Below are 13,472 nucleotides of genomic sequence, written 5' to 3' on the forward strand. Positions count from 1 at the left end.
TCATCACAATTCAATAATAATGTTTTTCCATACTCCATACGCCCGACGGCGGTGGAACCTTTCCAAATAATTCCACTCATCTGCACGGTTCGGCGACAATTAAAGCCGATACGTCGCACTGGCAGAAATATAGCGACCTCTCCTTTCATTCAATCACGTTAATATGGCAATTCTGCATCCGGCTTAGCCTGTAAAATGACCCTACGAAAATCCTCCTGTATGCGCTTTAATGCGGTCTCATTGTCGGCCTCAAAGCGGAGCACGATCACGGGCATGGTATTCGATGACCGCGCCAAGCCGAAACCGTCCTTATACTCCACCCGCAATCCATCCGTAGTGACAATGTTTTCAGGGTTATCAAAGCGCGCAGTATTTTGCAGTCGTGCGATAACCGCGTAGTTCTCTCCCTCGCTCAATCTGATCTGCAACTCCGGCGTACTCAGCGCGTCGGGAATTGCGGCGAATTGCTCGTCGATATCTGCGTGGAAACTGAGTAGTTCGAGCAGACGGGCGCCTGCATAAAGGCCGTCATCAAATCCATACCAGCGTTCATTGAAAAATATGTGGCCGCTCATTTCCCCGGCCAGCAACGCATCGGTTTCTCTCAATTTCCCCTTGATAAACGAATGCCCCGTTTTCCACATGATGGGCTCGCCGCCGTGTTGCTGAATCCACGGTGCCAGATTTCGAGTACATTTCACATCGAAAATGATTTTCCCCCCTGGATTTCTTGACAATACATCAGCCGCCAAGAACATCAACTGCCTGTCCGGATAAATAATCGCGCCGCTTTTGGTAACCACCCCCACGCGATCACCATCACCGTCGAAAGCAAGTCCTAATTCGGCGTCGGTGGTTTTAAGCGCACGGATGAGGTCTCTAAGATTCTCGGGTACGGACGGGTCTGGATGATGATGAGGAAAAGTACCATCGACCTCACAAAACAGCTCGGTTACCTCGCACCCTAGTCTGCGATATAGCGTGGGTGCGAACGCGCCAGGCACGCCATTGCCGCAATCAACTATTATTTTCATAGGACGCTTCAGCCGTACGTCTGCAGTGATGCGCCGGAGATATGTCTCAGCAATGTCGTGCTCGCGATACTCGCCGCTACCGTATGTGAAGTCATCATTTTCGAGGCGCGCGCGCAAGCCCTGGATCGCCTCTGCAGCTAAAGTTTCACCACCTAGCACCATTTTTAGACCATTATAGTCCGGAGGATTGTGACTGCCAGTCACCATGACACCAGAATAATTGCACAGTGTGTGCGCGGCGAAGTAGAGCATAGGGGTAGCAACCATGCCCACGTCTATTACATCAACTCCACTCTTTTGCAGGCCTCTCACCAGCGCATTTGCAAGCTCCGGACCTGATAATCTGCCATCCCGGCCGATCGCGATTGATGAGATCCCGCGCGCCTGCGCTTCAGAGCCGATAGCGTGTCCGATAGCCTCAACCAGTTCTGCGGTTAGGGTTTTTTGGAAAACGCCCCTGATGTCATAGGCCTTGAAGATTTCGTGCGGAAGTTTATGCATGATATATATGGAAATAGTGAGCCCGCCAATTCAGACGGGACAATACGCGCTCCTTTCAATAGCGCTCGGTACTCCAGAACGAAAAAGCCTCCGATAGGCTGTGGAGGGATCGACTGGTGGGCAGACAAGGCGGGCGGGCATGAAGGAATAGCGAATCCCTTGGTAAAATCACAATCTACAAGGGTTAGCCAAGCTGGAAAATTTAATGGTGACCTGCAACCGCCCCGCCCTTGAGCACGTAGCGCGTTCCGCAATATGGGCACAGCGCCTCGCCCGTGTTTTCTATCGGCAGAAATACGCGCGGGTGCGAATTCCATAACAGCATGGATGGCATGGGGCAGTGAAGCGGTAAATCATCGGCAGTAACCTCAATTTCACGCTGTTTGTTATCGGTGGCCTGATTCTGCATCGATATTCCCTTATTTCCTTATTTTCTTATTTGGATGACATAGAGTGGATCATCAAACATACGTGAGCCAGTCAGCATGACTGTCGGTCTTGCCGCTGACGCAGTCGAAAAACATGCCCTGTAGTCGGGCCGTAACGGGGCCGCGCGTTCCGTTGCCAATTTTCCGGTTATCCAGTTCCCGAATGGGCGTTACTTCCGCCGCTGTACCCGTAAAAAAAGCCTCATCTGCGCAATACACCTCGTCGCGTGTAATCCGCTTTTCAATTACCGGAATTCCAATCTCTCCCGCCAGTTCTACAATAGAAGCACGGGTTATGCCGTCGAGGCACGAAGTCATGTCGGGAGTATACAATTTGCCTTGCTTGACAATAAATATGTTTTCCCCCGCTCCCTCCGCCACGTAGCCATCTACATCCAGCAAAAGCGCCTCATCATATCCGTCGTGAGCTACCTCCTGATGGGCCAGTATGGAATTAGCATAGGTCGTGACAGACTTGGCACGGCACATATTGACGTTCACATGATGTCGCGTAAACGACGACGTCTTGACTCGAATGCCATTTTCCAGACCATCGCTGCCAAGGTATGCGCCCCATGGCCATGCTGCGATGGCGATATGCACCGAGAGCGTTTTAGCTGAAATCCCCATGGCTTCCGAGCCGTAAAAAACAATTGGGCGGATATAACATGATTGCAGCTGGTTCTGCCTTACCATATCCAGCTGGGCTTGCATCAGAGTTGTCTGGTCATAGGGCATTTTCATCATGAAAATATGCGCCGAGTTGAACAAACGGTTGGTATGCTCCTTCAGGCGGAAAATCGCCGGCCCCCGCGGTGTCTCGTAAGCACGCACGCCCTCAAACACACCCATTCCATAATGCAGCGTGTGTGTAAGCACATGTGTAGTCGCATCACGCCACGGAATAATTTTACCATCGCTCCAGATTACACCGTCGCGGTCAGCCATTGACATTCACAAACTCCGGAAAGGATTGGGACCCGCGTATTCTAACGCATTTCTCAACTAAAAATGGCGCAGCGGGGGCAGGAATGGGTGTCAAGGCGCGCACAGCAACATGCCGGTCATGGAAGCCGGGAGAGCGAAAATCCATGGTATTGAGCACGGCCGACCGAGAAAATCCGGCATGCGGTAGTAAAAGAATAAAACGGGAGTCCGCCAACTTGTGACCAGATGACGTATCGATGCGAGAGGCGAGAAGGTTAAGGGGTTAACACTTCACCCCATAGCTGCAGCACTGCGGCGATGCTGATACCAAACTGTTCTACTTCGACCCGCACAAATTTTTGTGATTTGTTACCCGTTGAGGCCGGCCCCGTCAGGTTTGCGTCCCCGCTCAATCTTAACCGATGTTGCACGCGCCGGAATTCCCGGTACGCACTCAGAGCCCTTTCGCCGGTTTCCCTACGGATAAGCCCCAGATTTGATGCCAGTTTTAGCAGGGCTATATTGCCGATATTTTCAGTCAGTCCGGGATGCTCGCAAGCGTAACCCAGAATCAGATACTGCACGACGAATTCAACATCAATAATACCGCCACGGTCATGCTTTACGTCAAAAAGTCCGCTTGAATTGGGATGGGCTTCCAACATCTTTTGCCGCATCGCCAGCACGTCGCGCTTGAGCGCCGGCAGTTCGCGTGGCTGGCGAAGAACCTCGTCGCGGATACGCTCAAACGTTTTTCCCACTTGAGTATCACCAGTTACGAAACGCGCCCGGGTTAACGCCTGATGCTCCCAGACCCATGCCTGCTTCCGCTGATATTGATCAAAAGCTTCGATCGAACTCACCAGCAAGCCACTGCTGCCGTTGGGGCGCAAGCGTAAATCGGTTTCATATAACAATCCAGCTGAAGTATAACTGGTAAGCCAGGAGTTGATGCGCTGACTCAGCCTCGCATATATCTCCGGCGCATCAGGATGAGGATCGTCATACAAAAAAATGATATCGAGATCCGACACGTAACCGAGTTCCTTGCCACCCAGTTTGCCATAGCCGACAATTGCAAAAGCCGGTTCCTCCCGGTGCTTCTTCCTCAACCCTGCCCATGCCAGTCGCAACACGTTCTCAAGCATAAGATCCGCCAGATCGGTCAAATAGTCACTCAACGTTTCCAGAGGGACCATTCCTTCCAAGTCCTGGGCCAGCAATTGGAATATCCGGGAATGATGAAAGTCGCGCAGTACATCCATCTGTTGCTCGAGATCATCGCCCGAAGGTCCACCTGCGTCCTTTAATTGATGAATCAACCTGGTCTTGGATCGGGACCAGTCGGGCGCGCTTTTGACATCACCGGGGTGAAGCAACTCATCCAGCAAAATCGGGTGGCGTCCAAGATATTCGCTCGCCCATTGACTCGCGCTCACAAGCTTGGCTACCCGTTCCACCGCTTGGGGATGCTCCCCCAGTAGTGCGAGATAGGCCGCACGCCGGCTCACGTTCTCCAGCAATCCCAACAAACGCTCAAGCGTAATATCAGCGGACGGGAATCTGGCTGCCGCTTCAATAAGAAGTGGTACAAGGGTGTCTACTCGCGTTTTACTTGACGTTGGCAGTTGTCGATACCGGGCGCTTTTACGAAATTCGCTCAAACGGTCCAGCATGTTTTTTGGGTTGGCAAACCCCATTTTGACCAGTTGCGTGGAGAGGGCCTCGGCCGCAATCTCCCCGCCCTCTCCTTCTCCTTGCCACAACCATGTCAGCATATCGGGGGCTTTGGACTGCCGCGGTGCGAAAATCTTCTCGAAGTGGCGAGTAACATTGTCGCGATGACTCTCAAGCCGCTGCAAAAACTCGTTATACCCCGGGAAGCCCATAGACTGTGCTATCAGCGCCTGATCCGCCGGATCATCAGGTAGGGTCTGGGTCTGCTGATCATCAAGATACTGCAAGCGGTGTTCGAGATTGCGCAGAAAGGAATAGGCGGCCGACAGTTCGGCGACGGCTGTTTCCGGCAGATGCTGTTTTTCTCCCAGACGCTGCAATATCAATAATGTCGGCTGGATGCGAAGATCGATATCGCGTCCGCCACGTATGAGTTGAAATACCTGCGCAATGAATTCCACCTCGCGGATACCGCCCGGTCCAAGCTTGATATTCTCATGCATTTCCCGCCGGTTCACTTCCTGCCGGATTTGCGCGTGAAGAGCCCGCATGGATTCGTAGGCGCCGAAGTCCAGATACTTCCGGAACACGAACGGTTGCATTATCTGTTCCACAAGCGGCTGTCTTGCCGCTACAGGACCGGCTATGACCCGGCCCTTGATCCACGCGTACCGTTCCCATTCCCGCCCCTGCGCAATAAAATACTCTTCTAGCATGGCAAAGCTCATTACCAACGGGCCACTTTCGCCATAAGGCCGTAAGCGCATATCGACGCGAAAAACATATCCGTCGGACGTAATATCGTTTAGGCTGCCAATCAGTTTTCGCCCGAGACGGGAAAAAAAATCCTGGTTTGAGATACGCCGGTAACCGTCGGTCTCGCCGTCCTCCGGATATATAAAAACCAGATCCACGTCTGAGGAAACGTTGAGTTCATTCCCCCCAAGCTTCCCCATGGCGACGACCAGCAGTCCCTGGTTCGAGCTGTTGTTCCCCCCGCTGGTGGGTTGGCCGAAACGGCCGGGATCAGTCAACCACTGCCGGTGATGTTCGAGTGCGGACGCGATGGTAACTTCGGCCAGATCGGTCATTGTCGTCATCACTTCCTTAAGATTAGCCAGCCCGCCGAGATCACGCACCACCAGACGCGACATTACTCGTTTGCGCAAGCTCCGTAAGATGTAGTGCAACCCCGCTTCATCTCTCGTGTTGTTTGCGTTAGCGTTGAGAAAAGCGAGCATCTCGTCCCGGAGAAACGGGTGACCCAAGTGTTGCTCCAGATCGGGCAATAACTCGGGTTCACTCTCCAGTAAACGTTGCAGGTAGCGGCTGAATGGCAGGGCAGACTTAATCAATTTTTTTGCCCGGGAAATCGGCTTGCATGGTTATCGGTACGTTGGACAACTCGCCCATGATCAACGACGGAATCGTGGGATGGGGGCACCTGAAGGGCGGAGAAGCGTATGTGCGGTCCGGTCAGGATTGAGGCAACGAAAGCAAAGCGTGGCGCGCCCACCTTCGCTACAGTCGTACCCGCCATGCGAAGTCCTCATTCACGGCGTGCGACTCCAAGGTTTCGCCCTCGGTTTTCCAACGCACTGGCTTGCGAGAGCCCCTGCTCGGTGTACGGGTGAACATATACGCTCGCTGCATTGCACTCCTCGTTATCGTAGACTAAGCTACTACGTTTTTTGGGTTTGTCTGACAGCTTGTCATCATTACGATTTTATCACTCAGTTGTCACATGAGTTCCTAAATGAGTCGCAAACTGAACCGCATATGGCGCCGAACGTACACGCTGCGGCCATTTGTTCGCTAGCTCGCGGAATTCGGCGCTGGAATGAGTAAAAAATACCGCCGGTATAATTGAATGGTATATCCTCATTCGAACGCGGGACTGAACAAAGCCTGCCAAGCCTGTCTAACCGTTTTATCGTGTGCCTTGAACAGGCTCAGCCGCATGGTACTTAATGGTGCCCTTCTCAAAGTAGATAACTGGAAATAAGTATTGAATTTTTCGGTAACGTCACGTCTCGGGGGATTTGGCAACTTTTTGCTCCGCCTGTTGACATGGGTCCTGATTGTCATCGCGGCCTCCGTTTCACTGCTACTGTTATCATTTCGCTACTGGCTACTCCCCGATATCGAGCAATACCGTGAGAATATCGCCCAGGCCATCAGCCAAGCGTCTGGGCAGCGTCTCACAATAGGCGAGATCAGCGCGAACTGGGACGGACTTCGCCCTCATATGGTGATGCGCGCCATACAAGTGCACGACAAAGAGGGCGATGTCATGCTGCTGCTGCACCGCCTGGAAGGCACGCTCTCGTGGCGCTCGGTTTTCGATGGAAACCTGCACTTCCGCGAAATGGAGATCGACCAACCCGACCTGGTTGTGCGTCGCGATCCCTCGGGTGTCATTCATGTAGCAGGATTCGCACTCAACAAAGAGTGGACTGGAAGCGAAAATGGCTTTTCCGATTGGTTATTAAACCAGAGACGCGTCATTATCAAAAACGCCAGTATTCTTTGGCAGGATGACTATCGTGGCGCGCCCGAACTGGAACTGCTGGTGAACCTGCGCCTTGAAAATCGGGGCCACCACCATCGTTTTGGGTTGCGCGCCACCCCCCCAGCCGAACTTGCAGCGAGTCTCGATCTGCGGGGGGATCTGTTTGGAGAATCTCTGGATATCCCCGAAGAATGGCGAGGCAGGCTGTTTACACAAATCGACCGCGCGGATATTGCCGCGTGGCGTGTCTGGCTGCCCTTCCCCGAGGAAATCCAGTTGAATCACGGTACCGGAACGCTGCGAATGTGGGCGAGTATCGAAGGGCTGGATATGACGAGATTGACAGCAGATATGCGTTTGCGTCAGGTCAAGACACAGCTGGCTCCCGATTTGCCCGAACTAAACCTTATGCGGGTGCGCGGAAGAGTGGGATGGCAAAAGATAGGCAGCGGAGCGGGTGGTTTCGAGTTGTTCGCAAAAAATTTAAGTGCTGCCACGCGCCATAACCCCGAATCCCAACCCGTCAATTTTTCATTACGGATGATTCCGCGTCGCGGCGGCAATCCTGCTAGCGGAATATTAAATATAGATAGGCTGAACCTGCGAATCCTGGGCGACCTCGCGGAATATCTGCCGCTGGGCGAGACACTGCGCAAGAAACTGGAAAAACTCTCCCCGCGGGGCGAGTTGCATTATATGCGGGCAAAGTGGGTGGACGAATTGTCGGGACCGTCAAGTTTTAGCGCGAAGGGACATTTTGCCAACCTTGGGATGAAAAAGTCCGAAATGCTACCGGCATTTGATGGCATCACGGGCAATCTCGACATTACCGAGCGGGCCGGTACCCTTAACCTCAATTCCCAGAATGCCACGGTCGATTGGCAGGATGTGTTTCATAGGCCGTTGAAGCTGGATAAGCTCACTGGTCAGGCGAGCTGGAGCAGGTTGCCCACCGACAACTCCATTGCACTCAAATTCAGTAATATTTCCTTCTTCAATGCCTACGCTGCCGGATTAGCCCACGGAAATTACTGGGGGGCGGGCGATGGCCCTGGCGTTATAGATATGACCGGTCATCTGACGCGTGCCGATGCGCACTACTTCAAGGAATATTTACCCGTCTTCGCAACGCGTTACTTTCCTGAGTGGTTTGGCGATGCAATCGTCGAGGGACAATTCTCCGATACCCGGCTACATCTCCGGGGAAATCTTGCCGACTTTCCCTTCGGTCAAAATGACGGAATCTTCACGCTAAATTCGAAAGTCTCGGGGTTAATCCTCGAAAACATTCCTGAATGGCCGCGCATAGAGAATATATGGGGAAATGTGAAGGTTCATGGCCGCCGTATGGAATTCGACGCGTCTCAAGCCAGTGTATTAGGCGCTACCGTTACCAAAGCCAGCTTTCATATTGCCGACATATCCGACCCCGATGCGGTACTGCACAGCGAAGTTGAAGCGAGTGGCGCGACGCGGCAATTTATAAAATTTGCTGCCCAAACAATGGCGAAAGGGGGGCAGAGCACCTTGGCCGACGATATTCCCGTTTCCGGAAATGGAAAATTGGCAGTGCAGTTTGATCTGCCCCTGCAACGGACCGGACCGGTCAAACTGAGCGGCAACTACGAGTTCGTGGATAATCAGCTCGATCCGGGTCCAAGGATGCCGAGCCTGACGAAAATTAACGGCGTGATGGCTTTTAATGAATCCGGACTCAAGATAGAAAATATAACGGCGCGACTGCTCGGGGGACCGGTTGCTATCAGTTCAGCCAATGCATCGGATGGAAGCGTGCGCCTATCTGTCCTCGGGAAGATTGACCTCGATAATTTGGCTTCGCCTTCCCGAGACCCGCTGGCACATGCTCCACAGCCGTGGGTGCAATATTTACGCGGCAGCACGGATTGGCGGGCCTCGATCCATCTGAGCAACAAAATTGTGGAGGCTTCGGTTGAATCGGCACTACGGGGTCTCACCTCCGATTTACCCGAGCCTTTTGCCAAGGCCGCCGCGGATATTGTGCCACTTCGTTTTGAGCGTACAGTCACAAGCCCCGAAAGGGATCGCCTCATCGTCAGCTATGGAAGCGTTGCGAACGCCAAAATCACCCGAACTCGTGATAGCGCAGGCGATTATCGTGTTGATACCGGCGAAATCACCTTGGGTGCAGCATCCCGACGCCCCACCGAGAAAGCAGGAATATTTGTAAACGGCGCATTGCCGACACTCAACCTGGATCGATGGCGTAGTCTCCTCGGTCAATCCAAGGACGAGGCGGAGTTTTCGTCCAATCTCGCGGGCATCCAAGTGCATGTCGGCACCCTCGACTTTCTGGGTAAACGCTTCCATGATCTGATGCTGAACGCGGACAAAAAAGAAGGCGCATGGCATTCGACTGTGGTCGGGAACGAGATCAACGGTGATGTCAAATGGGATCCGTCCGCCAACGGCACGGTGACCGCAAGATTGCACAGGCTGGCAATCCCTGCTAAATCTCCTTCAAGATCCGGCGTAGAGGCGCAAAAGCGGCTCCAAAGCAAAACGTGGCCTGCACTCGACGTTGTTGTCGACACGTTTTTTATGGGCGATAAGGAACTCGGCAGACTGGAACTGATCGCTGGCCAACAGGAAAACTTTTGGCGCGTGGAGAAACTGCATGTAAGCAGTCCCGACAGTTCGATTACCGCTCATGGCCTCTGGCAGAATCGTACTGGCGCCCCACGGGTACAGGCTGATCTCATATTGGAGGCCAGCGATATCGGAACTTTTCTTACCCGTCTCGGCCTTCCCGACCAAGTGAGGCGTGGGAGCGGCAGGCTTGAGGGAGTGTTGTCGTGGCACGGTAACCCACTATCGATCGATTACTCCACCTTGTCAGGAACCTTCAAGCTGAACGCAAAGCGTGGACAGTTCCCAAAATTCGAACCCGGTCTCGGCCGATTATTCGGTATTTTCAATCTCCAAGCGCTGCCGCGAAGGATTACGCTGGATTTTCATGATGTGTTCAGTGAGGGTTTGGGGTTTGATGATATCTCAGGTGGGGTAAAAATAAGGCGTGGCCTAGCAACGACCGATGACCTCCGGATCGAAGGGCCCTCCGTAAAAATCTTTATGAATGGAGAGATGAATCTCGAAGCAGAAACTCAAAAGCTGCATATAAAGGTGACGCCGTCATATGGATTAGCCACCCCGGTGGTCGGCATGGCATCCGTAATTGCAAACACAGCATTGCAAAAGCCGGCCACTTCTAAAGAATACGACATTACCGGCAGCTGGACTGAGCCGGTTGTCGCGAGAATAATGCGACAGGAACAAGAACCGGTCAAACACGAACAATAGAACTTCTTGTCCGCATGCGCACACTAAAACCGTGTCTCTCGCTGCGATGGATCGACGGATTCCGCTACAAACGACAAGGAGTCTCGAAGGGGAATATAAAGAAATCTGTCCCCAAGTCCTAGCGGTGCGCGTTGCTGGTAAGATTGGGAGGCTTTCAAGGCGGCCCCACATCCTGCGCACATCATGGTTTGATCTGTGATTTAAGGAGTGGAACGGTTTGCACTATAACAAGCCTTGCGGGTGCCCTGCTTTGCCGGGCTCTTGGCGGACGGGCGGGGCTCTTGGCGGAGGGGCCAGCCATGATCAGCCATTAGCGTTGTCGCCTTTCGCAGATCCCGCCCGCAGAGCTTCTGTCGCGCCCGCGAAGGGCTTATTCAGAGGTTCCTAAATACATCATTTTCGGTTACCCTTGCTTCCCTGACACTTACGTTGCGGCTGCGGATAAAAACGTAATCTTAGTCTTATTATTGCTGGCGATGAAGTAGCTCATGAACATGCTTGATAACTCGACGGTTGGTAAGGAACCTGAATTAACTGGGACCCGCGGGAGCTTCACTCGTGTCGCCGCAATCCAGATGACAGCAGGGCCGAATATTTGGGGCAATCTGGAAGAGGCTGCACGCCTGCTGGAAATTGCGGCTGCCCAAGGGGCCAAACTAGTGGCGCTACCCGAATATTTTTGCCTGATGGGAATGAGCGATGCCGACAGAGTAGCGGCGCGCGAACAGTTTAACGATGGGCCGATACAGGAATTCCTGAGTAAAATCGCTCGGCGCCTGGGTATCTGGTTAGTGGGTGGATCGGTACCATTAGTTTCCTCCAGACCGGATAAGGTGAGAAATAGCTGCCTCGTTTATAACGACAAAGGCGAGCAGGTTGGGCGTTACGACAAAATTCATCTATTTGGCCTGGAGCTTGGCAACGAACGCTATGCCGAGGAAGAAACGATCGAAGCGGGTTGTGGAGTCGTTGTCGTCGACTCGCCATTTGGCCGCATGGGGCTTTCCATTTGTTATGATCTCCGTTTTCCCGAGCTTTACCGATCCATGGGGCAAGTGGATATCATTTTTGCCCCGGCAGCCTTTACCGCAACGACCGGGAAGGCGCATTGGGAAACGTTGATTCGTGCTCGCGCGATCGAAAATCTCGCCTACGTCGTCGCGCCCGCGCAGGGGGGGTATCACGTCAACGGGCGCGAGACACACGGGGACAGCATGATCGTCGATCCCTGGGGAGTGATCCTCAATCGTCTTCCCCGAGGATCCGGGGTGGTGACGGCGGATATTAATCCTGACTACCAGGCCAGCTTGCGCAATAGTTTGCCGGCGTTGAATCATCGAACCCTCCATCACTGTTGAATTTTTCCCCCCATAATGGGTACACTGACATATGACCACTGAACCTGTCACCCAACCCGAGGATCTTTTTGCCACGGCCAACCGTTGCTTATTGATGCCTCATGAGATTGATACAGCCGCATTACAGACGGTATTCGGTCAAATGCTCTCGCACCGCATCGACTATGCCGACCTGTATTTCCAATACAGCCGCGCTGAAGGTTGGGCCTTAGAAGAAGGCATCGTCAAGTCCGGCAGCTTTAATATCGACCAAGGTGTCGGCGTCCGCGCCGTAAGTGGCGATAAGACAGCATTCGCCTATTCTGACGATATCAGTATGCCTGCTTTGGCATCTGCGGCTCAGGCCACCCGCGCCATCGCGCGCCATGGCGATACCCAATCGGTACAAGCAGTGAAGCGCAGCAAGGGGCGTGAACTCTACCTGCCACAGGATCCCATTGCCAGTCTTAATGACACCGATAAGGTCGCATTGCTCGAAAAGCTCGAAGGGTATGCGCGGGCAATAGATAAACGTGTCATCCAGGTGATGGCATCGCTGGCTGGAGAATATGAGGTAGTTCTCGTCGCCCGCGGCGATGGTCTTGTAGCGGCTGATGTACGCCCGCTGGTGCGACTTTCGGTACAAGTCATTGCCGAGGAAAATGGGCAGCGCGAACAAGGCGCAGCGGGAGGAGGAGGACGCTTTGACTATGCTTATTTTACCGACGATGTACTGCGGGATTACGCCGCGAAAGCCGTGCATCAAGCCCTCGTCAATCTGGATGCAAAACCTGCGCCCGCCGGCACCATGACGGTCGTTCTGGGCGCAGGCTGGCCGGGAATACTGCTGCACGAGGCTATAGGCCACGGACTGGAAGGAGATTTCAACCGCAAAGGCAGTTCCGCATTCTCCGGACGCATCGGCGAACGGGTCGCCGCCCCGGGCGTGACCGTAGTGGACGACGGCACGATTGCGAGAAGGCGCGGATCGTTGAATATTGATGACGAAGGAAACCCCACTCAGTGCACAGTGCTGATCGAAAACGGCATACTCAAGGGTTACTTGCAAGACAGCCTGAACGCGCGACTGATGAATGTTCCCGTCACCGGGAATGGCAGACGTGAGTCATTTGCTCACATTCCCATGCCGCGCATGACAAATACCTATATGTTAAACGGCGACCGGAGCCCTGAGGAGATTATCGCTTCGGTTAAACATGGCTTGTACGCGGTCAATTTCGGTGGCGGCCAGGTGGACATTACCAGCGGGAAATTCGTCTTCTCGGCTGCCGAAGCTTACATGATCGAAAATGGTAAGATTTCCTATCCGGTAAAGGGAGCCACCCTCATCGGCAATGGTCCGGACGTCCTTACGCGGGTTTCGATGATAGGTAACGACATGTCGCTCGATCCCGGCGTCGGTACCTGCGGAAAGGAAGGGCAAAGCGTGCCAGTGGGAGTAGGCCAGCCGACGCTGCGTATAGATGGGTTAACGGTAGGCGGAACTGCTTGAGAAAGCCTGACGCAGATCTGGGGGCGGCCAGGGCTGTGATCGAGGGGGGTCACGCAATACGCCTTGAGGATAAGCCCAGAACCAAACCTCAGAAACAAGCTCCCCCTGATCTTCAGGTGACCCCGCCCGCGAAGGAACGCACCTTACCTCTCGGTGACACCCCGGTGTATTTCATATGATGGTGCCGAGCACCAAGCATCGGCC

At 53.6% G+C, this 13,472-nt stretch carries 7 protein-coding genes; 3 read left to right on the forward strand and 4 right to left on the reverse strand.

Annotated features, from left to right (window positions below):
* Positions 1-158: 158 nt before the first annotated feature.
* The 4 genes from C8R31_RS11375 to glnE form a co-directional block, all read right to left on the reverse strand.
* The gene (locus C8R31_RS11375; protein WP_107694202.1) at positions 159-1,535 is read right to left on the reverse strand and encodes a phosphomannomutase/phosphoglucomutase; all 1,377 of its coding nucleotides are present in this window, start codon (positions 1,533-1,535) and stop codon (positions 159-161) included.
* A gap of 202 nt (positions 1,536-1,737) precedes the next feature.
* Complete coding sequence (locus C8R31_RS11380; RefSeq protein WP_107694203.1) at positions 1,738-1,944, reverse strand: zinc-finger domain-containing protein; 207 nt, start codon at positions 1,942-1,944, stop codon at positions 1,738-1,740.
* 52 nt (positions 1,945-1,996) lie between these two features.
* Positions 1,997-2,917: a branched-chain amino acid transaminase gene (locus C8R31_RS11385; protein ID WP_107694204.1), complete on the reverse strand. Its 921-nt coding sequence runs from the start codon at positions 2,915-2,917 to the stop codon at positions 1,997-1,999.
* A 248-nt stretch (positions 2,918-3,165) separates the two neighbouring features.
* On the reverse strand, positions 3,166-5,919 hold the full coding sequence (glnE, locus tag C8R31_RS11390) for a bifunctional [glutamate--ammonia ligase]-adenylyl-L-tyrosine phosphorylase/[glutamate--ammonia-ligase] adenylyltransferase (RefSeq protein WP_107694357.1): 2,754 nt from the start codon (positions 5,917-5,919) through the stop codon (positions 3,166-3,168).
* Positions 5,920-6,575: 656 nt separating this feature from the next.
* Between glnE and C8R31_RS11395 the strand changes: the two genes are divergently transcribed.
* From C8R31_RS11395 to tldD, 3 genes are all read left to right on the forward strand, one after another.
* On the forward strand, positions 6,576-10,418 hold the full coding sequence (locus C8R31_RS11395; protein WP_258192682.1) for a YhdP family protein: 3,843 nt from the start codon (positions 6,576-6,578) through the stop codon (positions 10,416-10,418).
* Between the two features lie 494 nt (positions 10,419-10,912).
* Entirely contained in the window at positions 10,913-11,776 is an 864-nt protein-coding gene (locus C8R31_RS11400) for a carbon-nitrogen hydrolase family protein (RefSeq protein ID WP_107694359.1), read from the forward strand.
* Positions 11,777-11,807: 31 nt separating this feature from the next.
* A complete protein-coding gene (gene tldD, locus C8R31_RS11405; RefSeq protein WP_107694205.1) occupies positions 11,808-13,268 on the forward strand; it encodes a metalloprotease TldD in 1,461 nt (486 codons plus the stop codon).
* Positions 13,269-13,472: the final 204 nt, after the last annotated feature.

Origin of the sequence: Nitrosospira sp. Nsp2, from assembly GCF_003050965.1 — a bacterium.
GTDB lineage: Bacteria > Pseudomonadota > Gammaproteobacteria > Burkholderiales > Nitrosomonadaceae > Nitrosospira.

Coding starts and splice junctions, on each gene's coding strand:
- C8R31_RS11375 (WP_107694202.1), bottom strand. CDS start 1,535: ATGCATAAACTTCCGCACGAAATCTTCAAGGCCTATGACATCAGGGGC.
- C8R31_RS11380 (WP_107694203.1), bottom strand. CDS start 1,944: ATGCAGAATCAGGCCACCGATAACAAACAGCGTGAAATTGAGGTTACT.
- C8R31_RS11385 (WP_107694204.1), bottom strand. CDS start 2,917: ATGTCAATGGCTGACCGCGACGGTGTAATCTGGAGCGATGGTAAAATT.
- C8R31_RS11400 (WP_107694359.1), top strand. CDS start 10,913: ATGCTTGATAACTCGACGGTTGGTAAGGAACCTGAATTAACTGGGACC.
- tldD (WP_107694205.1), top strand. CDS start 11,808: ATGACCACTGAACCTGTCACCCAACCCGAGGATCTTTTTGCCACGGCC.